This is a genomic window from Lentilactobacillus senioris (genome assembly GCF_026798195.1).
GTDB lineage: Bacteria > Bacillota > Bacilli > Lactobacillales > Lactobacillaceae > Lentilactobacillus > Lentilactobacillus senioris_A.
Genome location: NZ_JAPQEZ010000005.1, coordinates 1 through 16319, shown reverse-complemented (window position 1 = coordinate 16319; position 16319 = coordinate 1). Strand labels below are relative to the sequence as shown.

Genomic DNA, 16319 nt, shown 5'->3' with positions numbered 1-16319 from the left:
TCTACGTCCTCCTAATCTAGGTTGACATTTAACAGATCCAAAATGCGATTCAAATCATCATCAGACATATAGGCAATTTCAATCTTGCCTTCGCCCTTTTTCTTGTTAGTAGGATTAATGGAAACTTTGGTGCCAAAATGCTCTTGGAGTTGATTTTCTGATTCCTTAACAAACGGAGTTTTCACTATTCGATTCTTCTTAGTTTCTCCATCATGGTTCGCAGCGTTTAATCTAGCTACTTCGCGTTCTAGTTCGCGAACCGTCATTCCGTTTTTCACCGTTTTAGCAGCTAATTCTGGAATTTGATTTTTGTTTTCTAATCCCAGCAACGTTCTAGCTTGACCCATCGAAATTTTCTCTTCTTGCAAAAGATCTTTAATTTTTTCTGGCAAGCCCAAAATTCGAAGATAGTTTGCGATATATGGTCGGCTTTTACCTAACCGATTCGCCACTTCTGCTTGAGTTAAGTTAAGCTTAGTCATCAATGCATTATAGGCTTCTGCTTCTTCTAACGGAGTCAGATCTTCTCGTTGTAAGTTTTCAACAACCGCAATTTCCATCATTTCTTCATCACTAGCTTCGCGCACAATTCCAGGAATCGCAGACAGTCCAGCTAAGCGTGATGCTCGTAAACGGCGTTCTCCAGTTAATAACTCGTAAGCATTAATTTCTGGATTGGGACGGCGAACAATCACCGGCTGGAATACACCGGATTCCTTAATCGATGCTGTTAAATCAGCAAGTTTACTTTCATCAAACTGATGCCTAGGTTGATAAGGATTAGGCATGATAGCATCTACCGCTAAATCATGGATCTCTTCCTTACTGGTGTCGACTGCATTATCTGCAAACAACGCCTCAATTCCTCGGCCTAACCCGGAGCTTTTTCGTTTCTTATCCTCCATGTGCCGCCAATACCTCCTTGGCTAAATTCAAATAGCACTCAGCTCCCTTTGACTTGGGATCGTAATCACTGATCGGCATTCCATAGCTAGGCGCTTCAGATAACCGAACGTTACGTGGAATGACGGTGTCATATACTGAGTCTTTAAAATAATCGCGAACTTCTTTATTTACTTGGGCCCCTAAATTGGTCCGAGCATCGTACATAGTTAACAGTACCCCTTCGATTTTAAGGTCCGCATTAAAATGTTTTCGTACGAGCGCAATTGTATTAAGTAATTGGCTCAACCCCTCTAAGGCATAGTACTCACTTTGAACTGGAATGAGAATCGAATTACTTGCAGTAAACGCATTAATGGTAATTAAGCCTAACGATGGTGGGCAATCAATTAGAACATAGTCATATTGATCTTTGACCGTTTCCAAGGCTTGCTTAAGGCGAATTTCTCTAGCCATTTGCGGAGTTAATTCAATTTCAGCTCCGGATAATTGAATGGTGGCCGGGACAATATCCAAATTTTCATGTTGCGTTTGCATAATGGCATCTGTGAGGGGCTCTTCGTTGATCAATACGTCATAGATGTCTTTTTGAATATCGGCTTTAGAAATTCCTACCCCACTGGTAGCATTTCCCTGAGCATCTACATCCACTATCAAAACGCGATTACCTAAGGTAGCCAAGTCAGCTCCTAAGTTAACCGTGGTAGTAGTTTTACCCACTCCACCCTTTTGATTAGCAAGGGCAATTACATCGGTCATCTGAATCCTCCTTTAGCTTACGCTTGAATGGGTTCCTTATTTGGGGTTCCCGGTTTGCGCGGAAACTTCTTCGGGGTCTTCTTATTCTTCTCAATTACCACTATATGGCGTTCATCGTCGGTAATTGGTAATTTTAAATCGTAGTCGGCTTCGATAGTACCGCCCAATACTTTCAACGCCTTTTGGGCATCTTCGAGTTCGCTTTGAGTTTTAGTAGCTTTAAGAGCAACTAAATGGCCGCCAACTTTTACCAATGGTAAGCACAATTCACTTAAAACGCTCATACGAGCCACTGCTCGCGCAGTAACTAAGTCAAAGCTTTCCCGGTAATCTGACTTGGCAGCCCCAAATTCTTCAGCTCGGGCATGAACCAAGTGCACCCCAGTCAAGCCTAATTTTTCCACTAATTCTTTCAAAAAATTAATCCGTTTGTTCAAGGAATCCACAATGGTAACTTCGATTTCTGGGAACATAATTTTTAACGGAATTGAGGGGAAGCCAGCACCAGCACCTACATCGCACAATTTAATCGGTGTGTCTCTGATTTCGGCAACAAAAAAAGCGGGGGTCAAAGAATCATAAAAGTGCTTCAAGTACACCGCCGAATGTTCCGTAATGGTTGTTAAATTAACGTGTTCATTGGTTGCTACCAGTAATTGGTAGTAATCCTCAAATTGTTGCAATTGCTTTTCACTCAAATTAATTTGGTGGATAGCTAGTTCAGCTTTAAATTGTTCGATGTTCATATTTTTTCTCCTGCAAAGTGTGAAACAGAATGTTCCACGTCTTCTTATACTTTAACGTAAAATGCCCGTGGTGACAACCGAGTCAGCCGATTTTCATAACCAAAAAAGACATTTAATTCCACAAAAAAAGATTCGTCCGGACAAACCGAAAACGAATCTTTCATTGAAAAAAGACGAACCTAGTCTTTAATTTGACTCACTTCTTCTAAGAACCACTTGTTAAAGGCTGCTGCATCAATATCAACAGCGACTTTAGCGTTAGTCTTGCCATCATGGTAAGCACCACGAATATCGCCAACGGTTTCACCAATGGCAGGTCCATCAGTAATAACGTCGATCCACATATCTTTGGTAGTAATGGCTTCTGGGTGAAGTAAGTAGAAAATGGTATTAACATCGTGCATTGCACTACCAGCTTCGCTCTTGTCACCATCGTTAGAAATAATGTCATGAAGCATTTTACCAGCTTCGTTCATGTGTTCTAACTTAGTAAGGGATTCTGGAGTTAGCAATGCTTTCATGGTGATATCCAAACCGATCATTACAATCGGTACCCCAGATTGATACATAATTTTCGCAGCATCCGGATCAGTGAAGACGTTGAATTCAGCGGCACTGGTCATGTTGCCCATTCCTAAGGAACCACCCATAGCCACGATACGATCAATCTTAGTCTTAACTTCTGGATATTCACTGAACAACAAAGCAATGTTAGTGTATGAACCAGTAGGAACTAAGGTGATGTTTTCGTCGCTTTCCATAATGTACTTATGCAAAGCTTCCACGGCAGTCATATCAAGGGGTTTTGGTAAGTCTTCGGGAAAGTCGTAACCGGGCATTCCTGATTCGCCGTGAATTCGCGCAGCATCTTCAAATTCTTTGGTTAATGGTTGTTGTGCACCAGCAGCTACTGGTACGTCAGCGTTAAAGAAGCGAACAATTTTTTGAGCATTCTTAGTGGTTTTATCCACTGTAACGTTACCGGCAACGGAAGTCACCAATGCCAAATCGATTTGAGGATCGTTAATTGCCATAGTTAACGCTGCTGCGTCATCAATTCCTGGATCTGTATCCATAATAATCTTGATGGTCATGATAATTACCTCGACTTTCTTAATTAAAGTAGTGCACTAAGCACCAAATCTGCTAAAAACAAACTGCCCAACACATAGGTCGGAATCGAAATTTGTTTGGCCTTTCCAGTTGCAATCTGCAACAACGGATAGGTCACAAAGCCAAATGCCAATCCAGTAGAAATACTGGTAGTAAACGGAATCAGCACTACGATTAGGAATGCTGGGAACCACTCTGCAAAATCATTTAAATTAATACGGGAAAGGGCTGCCATCATCAGCGCCCCAGTGATAATAATCACCGGCGCAATTGCAGCTTGGGGAACGTAGGCTAATAACGGAATGAAGAATAACGACAAAGTAAACATAATCCCTGCCACAATTGCCATTAACCCAGTTCGGCCTCCACTTTCAATTCCGGAGGCACTTTCAGCCGCTGCCACGGTGGGACTCGTTCCTAAAATGCCAGAAAGAAAACTAGTTACCGAACTAGCTTGAAATGCCTTGCGGAATTTTTGAGGGTTCGGCAAGATTCCTTCTAGCAACCCCATCGATTCAAACACTAAAATCATAGTTAATGAAAAGATAGCTAAAATAACTGGAATGCTAGCAATATGACTAAAGTCACCGGCAAATAAGATTTTGCGGTACTGACCAAAATCACTTAAAGTAACGGTCGGCGCTGATTGGTCTTTGATATTAAAGACTACTCCTAGAATCGAAGTAACCAAAATACCAATGAAAAAGCCACCAGTCACGTTGCGTAAGAAGAGAACTAAAGTTAATAATAAGCCAAACAATGCCAGTAACGTAGCCGGTTGAGCCAAATTACCAACCGCCAATAAAGAACTAGTCCCCTTTTTGATCAGTTGTGCTTTTTCTAATCCGATTTCTACCAGAAATAAGCCAATTCCAGCAGTAATCCCTGCCTTTAAAGTTTCTGGGATTCCGTCCGCCAAAATCGTGGCTAACTTGGTAAACGCAACTAGTGCATAAATCACACTCGCCACCATCGAAATAGCGATAGCTTCTTGCCAGGTAAAACCCATCCCCACCACAACGGTGTAGGTGAAGAAGGCGTTAACTCCCATTCCCGGTGTTAGAATTACCGGAGCGTTGGCCCAAAAGCCCATGATAAAGCAGCCAATGGCTGAAGCAATAATGGTAGCAAAAACACTTAAATTAGTTGGAATCCCTGCGTCCTTTAAGATCAGTGGATTAACAATGATGATATATGAAATGGCGAAAAAGCCGGTAATTCCGGCGATAATTTCGCGTTTTAAAACTTGTTTATTCCTTAATGCGTCTAGAAGAGGTAGCTGGTTAGCTACCTCTTCTTGGTTTGAAAACTTATTCAAATAAATGACCTAACTTTCTAACACTCAGATTACCAAACGAATAAACCGATAATCCCAGCAGACATAAGTGAAACTAAGATCCCGGATATCAATAAAGTAAGAACGTTTTTACTGATTAAGTCGTTCTTTTCCTTATCAACAATTCCCTTGAAGGCCCCAATAATCATACCAGTAGTACTGAAGTTGGCAAATGAAGTCAAGAAAACAGTAAGTTGAGCTTGATAATGTGGGCTAAATAAATGAGTATCGTTAATAGTTGGTGCAATCTTCCCCATAACAACGAATTCGTTGGTTACTAACTTAGTACCCATGAATTGAGCGAATTGGAAAGCATCGTGAACGTCAAGACCCATTAACCAAGCAAATGGGAACATGATAATTCCTAAGATGTTTTCCAAAGTCAAGTTGTGGTTGAAGAGTTGCAAAATCTTGTCGATCAAGGCTGCCAAAGCAACGAATGCGATAACGTTAGCGGCGATGATCAAGATTAACCGGCCGGCACCCAAGATTGAGTCACCCAAGAATGAGAAGAATGGTTCTTTTTTACCGTCTTCTTCGCCCAAGGCTTGTGCGTCAGTAGTAGCCACGTCATCTTGACTACTGTTGCTGCCACCAATTTTAGCGATGGTATCTTCTTCAGGAGTAACATTAACCGGATTAATCATGTTAGTGATAATAATAGCGTTTAAAATGTTCAATGGAACAGCAGTCAATACGTATTGACCAGGAACCATTTGGGTATAAGCCCCTAAGATAGAAGCAGTGATACAAGACATTGACATCATAGCGATAGTCAAGTTACGTTGTGCTGACATTTGCTTTAATTGCAAAGTAGAAACCGCAATGGCTTCGGTGTTACCTAAGAACATCATTTCAACAGCAAAGAATGATTCGAACTTTGGTTGACCAGTGATGAATGACAAGCCACGACCAACCCACTTGATGATCCATGGCAATACCCCGATGTAAGTCAAGATATCGAACAATGGAACAATCATCAAGATTGGAAGAAGGGAACTGGTAACGAAGTCCATTTGCTTAACGTTAACCCAACTAGCAAGGGCAAAGCCAATTCCTTGATAAGAAACTTGAACTAACCAGTTGAATCCATCGGCAGCTGCCTTAACGGCATCCCGGCCACCAGAGAAACTAGTAAGGATCCAAGCGAGAATTAAATTAATAGCTAAAACAATAATAATTGATTTCCAGTTGATATTCTTGCGATCCTTTGAGAATAAAACTGCGATCCCCAAGTAAACTAGGATACCGATAATGTTAACAATCAAATACATTATGTGAATTCCTCTCTTTTCTATGTGTGCTAATAAACGTTAACGGTGAACCTCGCCCCTCCTCCGAGACTGAATTTGGTTTTAAAGATTAAACCCGAATTAAATTATTGCATTTCTCCCAGAAAACTACGGGCGCTTGGCTGCTTAGCTGGCAGTAAATCAAAAACGTCCAAGGCAGAAATAGCAATATCCCCCAACGTACGACGAATGCCAAGAGAGTGGCCAGTCGTAACTTGAGGTGTATAGGCCAACAACGGTAAATACTCACGTGTTGGCTGTGGCCCGTCCATCAAGAAATCATGGGCATAACTAGCAGTTACGATTAAAATATCACTGCTAAACATGTCATCCATGATGCGCCCTAAATGGCGGTCAATATGTTCCAAAGCGGCTACGTAGCTAGTAACATCCTTATCCACAGCAGCAGTGGCACAATCTACTAGGCGTGTATAAATCACGCCCGGAATATCAAGTTCAATCCGTTCTCGCAAAGCGTTAAACGCCTGTTGATCACTTGCGATTGCTAACTTGTCTTCGACTCCGCGCTGATTAGCTAAGTAGCTGGTATAGGGTGCCAGTAAGCTAACCCGTGTATTTCGTAACTGCGTAGTTTTCAAAGTACCAAACAAAGTTTCTACCCGATCGGTCCCTTGAAAGTCAAACATTTCCCTTAAACCAGCAAACTCAGATTGACTGTTACTAGCCATATGTACCTGGCTGAAAAAGCCGCGGGGATGGCTGGTCTGCGCAATAACTTCAAACGGATTAGCCCATCGAATGTTACCCAGTCCCAAATCAGTAAAATTAGGCAGAGCCACCGAACGATTAATCGCTGTTAAAACGTGACCTAAGGTATCCGCTCCTACTGATTGAAACCGGTTGGCATCACTAGCTTCACCAATACCAAGTGAAGGAATATCCAAAATGATTACCCGCTTGAAGTTCAAATTAATTCCCCATTTCCGAACAATAAGTTCCTAATTATCATTATATTGTGGTTAAATCGGAACATACGCCCTATATATAGGATAACTAATTATCGGGATCATGTAAATACTTGACAGGCTTTCAAAAATTGGTTCGAAAATGAGCAATTAAATGAAAGCTTATGTTAAACGGTTTCATCATCAAAAAAAGTAATATATTAATATTTAAATCCTAAAATTTTTATATTTGCCAAAATTTATCCGGACAAAAAAAGAACTTCGATTACCAAATTGATTAGATAATCGAAGCCTCAATCGGAAGGGATTTGCATTGGGCATAACACCCGCTTTGCGGAGAAATTAATGTTCTATCGCCTCATTTTGAAATATTTGTTCCAAGAGATTGAAAATTTAACTGTCACAAACTTCACTTTGAATAGTTTTCATACATATAGTGTTTGTCGGAAATTTTCAAAATTCGTAAACTTCATTAGAGTCAGTTTTTGTTTGGGCAAAAAATGAACTACATAAAATGATCAAATTTACTACTTTCTTGAATGAACCTTAATCATAATTTTTAATTACTTTTGTTAAATCTAAATCTTACCATCAACTGTCAAATCACTTCATTAAGCTTACTACAAGTTACTTCTAATTTTAGATTTCTCTATATTATTGTATAAGTTTTAATAGTAAACTTAACTCATTTTAGAAATTAACTGTGCAAATTCAAATTTTTTCAAATATTTTAGTTCCTTTCGAATTTGACTAATAAGCATGAAGCGGGATAAACCCTCTTTGTTACTTGGTATTACTTCCCTTCCTTGACTATATAATACCACATTAGAAAGCGTTTGCAATATTTAACTCCTGGATTTAATCATTAATTGAGAAGTGGTATTTTATGGTAATTAAATAACTTAGCTACAAAAAAACGCAAGGCTATCACCTTACGTTAGTAGTTATTTCATTAAATATTTAAATGGATCTAAAATAGCCGTAATTCCGATAATTGACGCAGCCGCAATAGCAGTTCCAACAACTGGAATTAAAACATCCACATCGTTTTTTTCATCACTATCCGTATATTGGTGATTACTATCTGGTGATTGAATGGAAAGCCCACTCTTTTCTAAATTATTATTATCTGTACTTGAAGATTTTGAAGTAGCATTTTGGTTAGTACTACTGGTTTTAGAATTAGAAGAAGTGGCTCCTGAATGTAGTCCATCAGCAGCTCCTTTCTCCTTAGTAATCAAGTGACCATCATTATTAAATGTTAACGTTGGCTTTTCAACGTGAGTTTCTTGATTAACCCTTGGATCAGTGCCACCATTGTTAGACTGGTTGACAGATTGAACCAGTGCTGCCACGTCATTAACTAACCACGAATTAGTCATTGGGTTAGTCCATTTAATCTGACCATCACCATTAACCACTTCGTAAGCATTAGCATTAACGTTGCCGCCACCAATAATACTTGGATTTTGTAGCATTGAGCTATTTTTAACTGGTGCTTTTTCATCTGTCCCCTTTTTATCTTCAGTGGATTCACTAGGTTCGTGATCATCAGTTAAGTTATCAACATTAGTTTTAGGATCGGTATTAATGTTGTCACTATCAAGAGAAGTATTTGTATCTTCATCTTCATTATCTACTGATGAGTCACCGTTGTCAGTTTTATCAGTAATTTCTACCTGATCCGTATTATTAGAATCACTAACTAAACCATCCCCTGGAACAGTTGGATCTGGAGTTACCGGATCGGTAGGTTCCACTGGTGTAGTTGGATCAATTGGCATAATTGGATGAATCGGTTTGACCGGCTTGGTAGGATCAGTAGGTTCAATCGGATTTTGTGGATCTACCGGTTCACTAGGATCGGTATCGGTATCACCACTACCATTATCAGTCTCAGATCCATTATCGCCACTTTCTCCTTGTCCGTCACCATCCCATTCATGATGATGTCCAGGCCACCATGGCCACTCCCAATTCCAGTCATGATCTGAATGGTTAGTTTGTCCAGGTGGAGTATTAATATTCGTCTGGTTTGAAGCTATATCATCAGTAACTACCTTCGCGGTATCAGCAGTAACCGAACTAGTCTCTGTGGTAGCTGAACTACTAGTTATAGTGGCCGCTTGGCTAGCTTGTCCCCAGCAAGTTAGCAGCAACACACTTGTTGCCAATGATAATAACTCCTTTCCGAATAATTGTTTCATAGTTTCCCCCTAAAAAATTCAAAAATACTAGATCTGTATTCCACATCTTATATGGTATTATACCGCCAAATTAGCTAGAATTCAACCGAGTTAATATCACTTTGTAACCTGCATGTAATACTTAACTAACTTAACTTTGCTAAAATGAATGAGTAAAATCATTAAGGGAGTTTAAGTAAAATGAAAAATACATATCAAAAAGTAACACTTGCTTTGGGCTTAGGACTCTTAGTATTGTCTGGCGCAGCTACTGCTAACGCCGCAGCCAAGAAGAAAGACACTACTGATAAGGAAACCACTGTCAAGGAAAAGCCCAAACCAGCAGCCTCCGTTATTAGTTCCACTGATATCGATGAACAATTACCATACCACTTAAGTGGTGGACAAGTCTACAGTAGCACAGATTTAACCACTACTTTAGGTAGCTGGAAAAAGTTTGCTAATACTACATGGTACTCAGTCAAAGACGTCAAAATGGACCGCTCTAGTCAAGGAAGCGGTAATTCCTTATTTACCCAAATCCAAAGTGGTAACAAAAAATATACCGCTTGGGTTTGGCACGGCTACCTGCAACCAGTAACGAAGGGAACGTTTAATATCGCAGCAAAAGATAGCTCAGTATTCAAGAATAAAAAAGTGGTTACCCTAGGCGACTCCATTACTCATGGTTATGATGGGATGGAAAACTTAGAAGATGGGACCTATCCACAATGGTTACAACGTTACTTAAACACTTCTGTGGATAATTTAGGTTATAACGGGGCTTTTCTAGCTACTGAATCCACCGGTGGTGATCTTACTACTATGGTAGATAAAACTGATCTTTCTAAGTATGATGTAGCCACTATCGCTTACGGGACTAACGATTATGGTCACAGTCGTTACACGTTAGACGCCGTTAAAGACGTCTTGGTTGACGACATTCATACCATGAAACAAAAGAACAAGAAGTTGGTTATTTACGGTATTTTGCCAATCACTCGTTACGATAACGATCAAAATTCTGACGATGTAGCCGGTATCGGTGGTTACACTATGAACGAATTGCGCGACATGCTTGCTAACGTATACAAATCAGAAGGAATTCCCGTACTAGATTGGCGCAATGATGCTAAGCAACTAATTACTGATAGCAATCGAACTTACCGCCTCTTTGACGAACGCCTCCATCCATCAGCTAGAACTTACCAGATGATGGGTAGTGAAATTGCTAAATTCATGATTGCTAATGCTCCTGAACCTAGCGAAAAAGAAAATACTGACAAAAATACCAGCAAAAGTAAGACTCAATCTAAGTCCAAATCAAAATCTAGCACTAAAACAACGGTTAAAACTAAAACCACTAATAAGAAATAATTAAAAAGCCAACGTCGTTATAATGTTGGCTTTTTAATTCGTTTTTTCACTCATAAATGAACAAAAATCGTTTCTTTTTTAAAATCAGTTGCACAAAACACGAACTTTGTTATACACTAGTTAAAAATGAATTGGAGTGGTTTTGGTGCACAACGTATATTTTAATCATGATGGTAACGTAGACGATTTAGTTTCTTTAGTTCTCTTATTAAAAATGCCAAACGTTAATTTAATTGGGGTTGGCGTCATTAATGCAGATGGATTCATTGATGAAGCAGTTAGTGCTTCACGCAAAATAACCGACTTAATCGGTAACCATGATAACCTAGAAATCGCCGCATCTAACTCTCGACCGGTTAACCAATTTCCGAACAATTGGCGGTTAAGTTCTATTTCGTTTGATGCGTTACCAATTTTAAACGAACACGGTGCACCACAAACTAAAAAAGCTCCTCAACCAGCTCACTTGGATATGATCGAAAAAATCAACCAGGCCGATGAATCCACTACTCTAGTAATGACCGGGCCTTTAACTGATTTAGCGCGGGCACTGGAAGTCGATCCCACCATTACCAATAAAATCGATAAACTGTATTGGATGGGCGGTACCATGAATAATAAAGGTAACGTCTTCGAACCTAACCGCGATGGTACTGCAGAATGGAACGCCTACTGGGATCCCGAAGCGGTTCAAACTGTTTTTGATTCTGATTTAGATATCGAAATGATTGGCCTAGAAAGCACCGATCAAGTACCGTTAACCGCGGAAGTACGTCAACACTTTGCTGAAAATCGTCGTTACCCATTGTACGACTTAATTGGTCAAGGTTACGCAATGATCATGTCGTATGAAGCCGACTCTACTTACTATTTGTGGGATGTTTTAACCACCATGGCCAGCAGTTATCCCGAATTAGTAACCACCAAAGAAGTTGCCGGCAAGGTCATCACTACCGGACCAGCACAGGGAAGAACTTATGAAGACCCAGCCGGTCGCCCAATTACGTTAGTAACTCACGTAGATGGACCTGCCTTTTATCACCAAATCGATGAATTAATCATGAACTAAATATATGTTAAAAAGCAATGGTCAACTGACCATTGCTTTTTTAGGTTGATTATCACTAATTTTCGAAGGTCTTAATAGTTACTAAAACGGCTTCGACCTTCAATTAGCTCCCTTAACTACAGAAAACGAGATAACGATACAAAATCAGTATCGAACTATCCCATTTTCTTAGGTTAATTATCGCTAATTCCCGAAGCGCAGTGGTTGGCTGAGTTTCAAAAAACAAAACCCTAGCCAACTTTGCGAAGGTTCAACTAAAAATTTCTGTCAGAAATTTAGTTTCTCTCTCCAGCACTTTAACTTCTTACATTCACCGCAATACTAGTTCCCAACTTGGCATCTTGTGAAATACTACGATTATCAACTAAATTGTAAGTATATTCCTTACCGCTAACGGTCACAGTCCCACCGTCTTTAAATGTGTCAGCAAATAATTGTTTAGCAGTTTGGTTACTAGTAGATTCTACAACATCCTTGCCCACGATAGAAGCTTTAGTTAAATCAAAATAGGTAACTAAGAAGCCGTCTTTAGGCGCAACGTTAGGAGAAACAAAAATCGTAATGGTGCTACCATACTTAGCCCCAATAATTGCGTTACTATTGGCTTTATGTTGAGCAGTAGTCAATCCTTCATAGTCATATCCCGGCATAACTGATTTCAAACTGCCGTCAATCAAATTACCATTACCAATCTTAGTAGTGACAAACTTAGTTGCATAAGTTGGTTGACTGCCAGCAGTAATAGAACTATCCACTAACGTTTTTTCACCCACGGCTTTGCCAGTAGTACCGTCCTTAAAGGTTACGGCAACAGAGTTACTATCAGTTGGCTTACTTGGTTCAGCTTCACTAGCATCATCATTAGCAGTAACTCCCTCATAATAAATCCAGCCAGCAATCTTGCTGTTATTATTATCCACAATCTTGTAATAAAGGGTATTTCCCCGCGTTAAACGGCGCGCCTTAGTAATTGTAAAAGTGTCTTTAGCGTAGTCTGAAGTATCCTTCATTAATTTTTTAGCACCGTATTGGGCCATGTAAGGGAAATTCCAAATTACATGACTAGTTCCGGGATCTGCCAATTTAACCTGCGTGTTGCTAGGCATTGTAGCTGCTTTAGAAGTGCTAGCTAGTTGCAAACCACCAGCTGTGTTTTTATAGGCTCCTTGCGGATTAGTTTTACCCACGTAGATCCAGCCACGATACTGCTTATCAAATGAAACCACCTTCATATAAAAACTACCGTTGCTAGTTCGAGCAACTCGATACCCAAAGAAGTAAGCTTGGCCCTTTGTGGACTGAGCCAACTGAGCCATAGTAGCTTTATTAGCCACTACCTTAGCCCCTTTTAAAGTCCCTGCTTTAGTGTACAAAGCGTTGGTACCGGTTGGAACAAAGTTACGGGTGGTTGCCCCACCTTGAGCAGGATTATTAGCAGTCACGGTTGGATAAGTCTTAGCATTAGCGTTCAATCCCCCGGCTACCAACATTCCCATCATTGCTGCAGTAGTTGAAAGCGTCGTCTTAATCTTTCGATTCATAATTAATCCTCCATATTCGTTCTTCTGTAAGTGTATCATGATAGCGAAGTATCCGCATTCACAATTACATAACAAATTAAAGTTGGTTAATTCACTAACAACTATAAATATAAATAAATTTATAGTTGTGGATTAAGCCCAGACTAAATAAAGCGTTTTCATTATCAACATTTTGTGGTATCTTCAAATAGTTGTGTTGCTGCTAGCAACCAATTAATTCAAAGTTGGAGGAATTACATATGACAATACCGGGAATAACACCAGCAGCTACCCATTACCACCAAAACGGAATCGACTTTACCCAATTGAAAGTTAGCCACATTAGCTTCCAAAACTCCGCTGAGCTGATCAATTGGTCCACCACTTTAGCTCTCTTGCCCCTCAATTCAGCTACTCACAAAACCGCCGTGGTAGATAGTAAGCGCGGTATCTACAAAGTAAAAGAAACCACCAACAGCCTGATTAGTAATCACTTAAACCGGGGAATGCATGGCTGTAAACAGATTATTAACCAAATAGACCGTCAAGCTCAAATCAAAGAATATCGGCCCATCTCCCACGGCAAGGCCATCTTTTTTCCACTAAAGTCACTGGCAACTACTGACAGTACTATTTGGATTGCTTGTCACCACATGGAAGCGCCCACTCAGCCGAATCCAAAAACCTCGGTATTTTACTTTAAGGATTGTGATATCAAGGTGATTCTTCCCGTCACTTGGTATTTTATTAATTCTAGAATCAACGACTGCCATAACCACTATTCCAATGTGGAAAAAGCCTGGCAGGAAGTAGACAATTATATTCACAATCCGATCTCACCGGACCCCCATCCATGCTATATTTTCAAACAAATCGTTCAAGGATTGCTAACGGACTACAGTCAGTTCATCACTAATCAATATGATTTGGAGATCACTAACGAAGAACTGGATAGAAATATTAACAAATTCATGAGAGAAAATTAATTCCGTAATTGCCATTATAATAAATAAAAACAACCGATTGAAATCATCGGTTGTTTTGTGGTGTTTACTTATCAAAATCGCGAAATTGCTTTTGTTTCAACAACGCCTTCAACAATACATAGCCAATTATTACGCCAGCCAACGCACTTAGAAAAAAACTCGGGACAAACAAGAACAACGCTCCGTTAGCTCCCATTAGCCACTTAGCCAACGGGTAAGCTACTAAGGCGCCAATGACCCCAGTACCGATTAATTCGCCTAACCCAGCTAGCCAGAGCTTCTTAGTGGACCTATACGCTAAGCCCACCAAAACAGCGCCAAACATACTACCCGGAAACGCCAATACTGTACCGGTACCCATCAAGTTGCGAATCAACGAAGTTAAGAAGGCTTGGGCCAACGCCCACCACGGACCTAACAGTACTCCAGAGACTAGATTAATCAAATGCTGCATTGGATCTACCTTGGCAGCTCCAACGCTAAACTCTAGTACACTACCACCAATGGTGCCAATAGCGGAAAACAGTGCGGTTAATACCAAGTTACGTAGTTGTTTTGATTGCAAAATAAAAGACCTCCCATGTTCGAAGACAGAAGAGGTCACTGAAAATACATGAACATTTCCTTCCGCTGGTGTTAACCAGATCAAGTTCAAGGGTCCGACCGTGTCGTCTCAGCTCGCAAGGGGCTCCCCTAATGTCATCGAAATTTTATTTTTATTATATCAAATTATTAGCACTAACATGTTCAAATATAAATTTATTTATCAAAAAAACACGCTGAAGCGTGCTTTTTAAAGATTATAATTAAGCTTTTGAAACTGTGTACAATACAGTAGTTGCAGGGGTAGCTGAATCAGCCTTAACACCTGTATCAGGAGTCATACCCTTGTAAGAAGCTTTGTAGGTAGTATTACCAACAGTAAAGTTAAAGTTCATTACACCAGCTTGGGTAAGAATTTGTTCAACATTAGCACTAGTAATTACAGTACCTTGAACTACTTGGTTATTTACGTCAATAATAGCATTATTAACTGCAGTTTGTTGAGCAGCAGATAACTTGTAGTACAAGTTAGTCTTAGTATCAACATTGCCGTCAACATTTGAGTTTGACATCATGGCAACATTAATTTTAGTAGTTTTAGGATTTTGGTTTACATAATACAAAGTTGAACCACCCTTAGCAACAGCTGTGGCAGTTGACGCCCATGGATTAGTGTCAGCAGAGTAGCCTACCGGAACGTTAACTTTAGTACTTGTTACGTCCATAGTACCTTTATCGGTTCCAGTATACTTAATTACTTGTGAACCAACGGGCTGACCCGTGGCCTTGTTGATAAAGGTAATAGTAACACCTTGAGCAGCCGAAACTTCGTCAGTTTTAGTCAATCCACTCTTCAAAATCCAGCCATTAACAGATGAGTTGTTAGCGTCTTCAACATATACCCATTGGTCTCCTTCGCGAGTTCGAGTACCTTGCTTAGTGATAGTCAAGATATCATCTTTATATGAAGAAGAATCAGTAATTTGACGACCTGAACCATATACAGTATACATTGGGTCCTTGTAAGTCAACATAGTACCATCATTAGTAGTACCGACAGTTTTAAACTTGAAGTTGCCTTGGTTATCAGTACTTACAGCTGCATCTTGTTTGAAAGTAGTGAATGGAGTTACACCACCAGCAAAAACAGAAGTACTCTTACCACCGTAAATCCAACCACGGTATGACTTATCAAGAGAAACAACCTTGTAGTAGACAGAACCACGGTTAGTAGTAGCAACACGGTAGGCAACGAAGTTGTCTTCACTGCTCTTTGACTTAGCAAGCTTCTTCAAAGTAGTAGTTGAAGCAACTACCTTAGCACCCTTCAAAGTACCAGCTTTAGTGTAAAGGGCGTTTGAACCGTTCAACACAACGTTGTTAGCTGAACCGGCACCAATCCACTTGTTGCTAGTTGCCTTAGCATATGATTTAGCACTAGCATTGTTAGCGTTGATTGAGCCTGCAGCGGTAACAAAACCTAATGCAGTCAAACCTAAATAAAGAGATTTTTTCAAATTGGCAAATTCTATAATTAATCCGAACAGAAATTAAAAAGCCCAA

14 protein-coding genes and 1 riboswitch are annotated in these 16319 nt (G+C 40.0%); of the genes, 3 read left to right on the top strand and 11 right to left on the bottom strand.

Annotation, left to right across the window (positions count from 1 at the left end):
- Window positions 1–11: 11 nt before the first annotated feature.
- The 8 genes from OXT66_RS07380 to OXT66_RS07345 form a co-directional block, all read right to left on the bottom strand.
- The gene (locus OXT66_RS07380; protein ID WP_268596731.1) at window positions 12–905 is read right to left on the bottom strand and encodes a ParB/RepB/Spo0J family partition protein; all 894 of its coding nucleotides are present in this window, start codon (window positions 903–905) and stop codon (window positions 12–14) included.
- Window positions 895–1662 carry a ParA family protein gene (locus OXT66_RS07375; RefSeq protein ID WP_268596730.1) on the bottom strand — a complete coding sequence of 256 codons (768 nt, stop codon included), beginning with the start codon at window positions 1660–1662 and terminating at the stop codon, window positions 895–897. The genes OXT66_RS07380 and OXT66_RS07375 overlap by 11 nt, the downstream gene beginning before the upstream one ends.
- 17 nt (window positions 1663–1679) lie before the next feature.
- A complete protein-coding gene (gene rsmG, locus OXT66_RS07370; RefSeq protein ID WP_268596729.1) occupies window positions 1680–2408 on the bottom strand; it encodes a 16S rRNA (guanine(527)-N(7))-methyltransferase RsmG in 729 nt (242 codons plus the stop codon).
- A 179-nt stretch (window positions 2409–2587) separates the two neighbouring features.
- Window positions 2588–3502 carry a ribonucleoside hydrolase RihC gene (gene rihC / locus OXT66_RS07365; RefSeq protein ID WP_268596728.1) on the bottom strand — a complete coding sequence of 305 codons (915 nt, stop codon included), beginning with the start codon at window positions 3500–3502 and terminating at the stop codon, window positions 2588–2590.
- A 23-nt stretch (window positions 3503–3525) separates the two neighbouring features.
- Window positions 3526–4839 carry an NCS2 family permease gene (locus OXT66_RS07360; protein WP_268596727.1) on the bottom strand — a complete coding sequence of 438 codons (1314 nt, stop codon included), beginning with the start codon at window positions 4837–4839 and terminating at the stop codon, window positions 3526–3528.
- A gap of 29 nt (window positions 4840–4868) precedes the next feature.
- Window positions 4869–6131, bottom strand: coding sequence for a NupC/NupG family nucleoside CNT transporter (locus OXT66_RS07355; protein ID WP_268596726.1), 1263 nt, complete (start codon window positions 6129–6131; stop codon window positions 4869–4871).
- Window positions 6132–6235: 104 nt separating this feature from the next.
- Entirely contained in the window at window positions 6236–7078 is an 843-nt protein-coding gene (locus tag OXT66_RS07350; RefSeq protein WP_268596725.1) for a phosphopentomutase, read from the bottom strand.
- Window positions 7079–8019: 941 nt separating this feature from the next.
- Window positions 8020–9282 (bottom strand): hypothetical protein, encoded by a 1263-nt coding sequence (locus OXT66_RS07345; RefSeq protein ID WP_268596724.1) that lies wholly within the window; start codon window positions 9280–9282, stop codon window positions 8020–8022.
- A gap of 180 nt (window positions 9283–9462) precedes the next feature.
- On the opposite strand from OXT66_RS07345, the gene OXT66_RS07340 reads away from it, so the two are divergent.
- A complete protein-coding gene (locus OXT66_RS07340) occupies window positions 9463–10638 on the top strand; it encodes an SGNH/GDSL hydrolase family protein (RefSeq protein WP_268596723.1) in 1176 nt (391 codons plus the stop codon).
- A 145-nt stretch (window positions 10639–10783) separates the two neighbouring features.
- The gene (locus OXT66_RS07335; protein ID WP_268596722.1) at window positions 10784–11707 is read left to right on the top strand and encodes a nucleoside hydrolase; all 924 of its coding nucleotides are present in this window, start codon (window positions 10784–10786) and stop codon (window positions 11705–11707) included.
- A gap of 296 nt (window positions 11708–12003) precedes the next feature.
- On the opposite strand, the gene OXT66_RS07330 is transcribed toward OXT66_RS07335, so the two are convergent.
- Window positions 12004–13248: a hypothetical protein gene (locus tag OXT66_RS07330; RefSeq protein ID WP_268596721.1), complete on the bottom strand. Its 1245-nt coding sequence runs from the start codon at window positions 13246–13248 to the stop codon at window positions 12004–12006.
- A gap of 239 nt (window positions 13249–13487) precedes the next feature.
- Between OXT66_RS07330 and OXT66_RS07325 the strand changes: the two genes are divergently transcribed.
- Window positions 13488–14213, top strand: coding sequence for a competence protein ComK (locus tag OXT66_RS07325; RefSeq protein ID WP_268596720.1), 726 nt, complete (start codon window positions 13488–13490; stop codon window positions 14211–14213).
- A 64-nt stretch (window positions 14214–14277) separates the two neighbouring features.
- On the opposite strand, the gene thiW is transcribed toward OXT66_RS07325, so the two are convergent.
- Together thiW and OXT66_RS07315 are read right to left on the bottom strand one after the other, a co-directional pair.
- Entirely contained in the window at window positions 14278–14778 is a 501-nt protein-coding gene (gene thiW / locus OXT66_RS07320) for an energy coupling factor transporter S component ThiW (RefSeq protein WP_268596719.1), read from the bottom strand.
- A gap of 40 nt (window positions 14779–14818) precedes the next feature.
- Window positions 14819–14918: riboswitch (TPP riboswitch) on the bottom strand.
- A gap of 101 nt (window positions 14919–15019) precedes the next feature.
- Window positions 15020–16273, bottom strand: a complete 1254-nt coding sequence (locus tag OXT66_RS07315; protein WP_268596718.1) for an S-layer protein — start codon at window positions 16271–16273, stop codon at window positions 15020–15022.
- Window positions 16274–16319: the final 46 nt, after the last annotated feature.

Bases quoted from the DNA above. Each gene is read 5' to 3' on its own strand.
- OXT66_RS07380 (WP_268596731.1), bottom strand. From the start codon at position 905: ATGGAGGATAAGAAACGAAAAAGCTCCGGGTTAGGCCGAGGAATTGAG.
- OXT66_RS07375 (WP_268596730.1), bottom strand. From the start codon at position 1,662: ATGACCGATGTAATTGCCCTTGCTAATCAAAAGGGTGGAGTGGGTAAA.
- rsmG (WP_268596729.1), bottom strand. From the start codon at position 2,408: ATGAACATCGAACAATTTAAAGCTGAACTAGCTATCCACCAAATTAAT.
- rihC (WP_268596728.1), bottom strand. From the start codon at position 3,502: ATGACCATCAAGATTATTATGGATACAGATCCAGGAATTGATGACGCA.
- OXT66_RS07355 (WP_268596726.1), bottom strand. From the start codon at position 6,131: ATGTATTTGATTGTTAACATTATCGGTATCCTAGTTTACTTGGGGATC.
- OXT66_RS07345 (WP_268596724.1), bottom strand. From the start codon at position 9,282: ATGAAACAATTATTCGGAAAGGAGTTATTATCATTGGCAACAAGTGTG.
- OXT66_RS07340 (WP_268596723.1), top strand. From the start codon at position 9,463: ATGAAAAATACATATCAAAAAGTAACACTTGCTTTGGGCTTAGGACTC.
- OXT66_RS07330 (WP_268596721.1), bottom strand. From the start codon at position 13,248: ATGAATCGAAAGATTAAGACGACGCTTTCAACTACTGCAGCAATGATG.
- OXT66_RS07325 (WP_268596720.1), top strand. From the start codon at position 13,488: ATGACAATACCGGGAATAACACCAGCAGCTACCCATTACCACCAAAAC.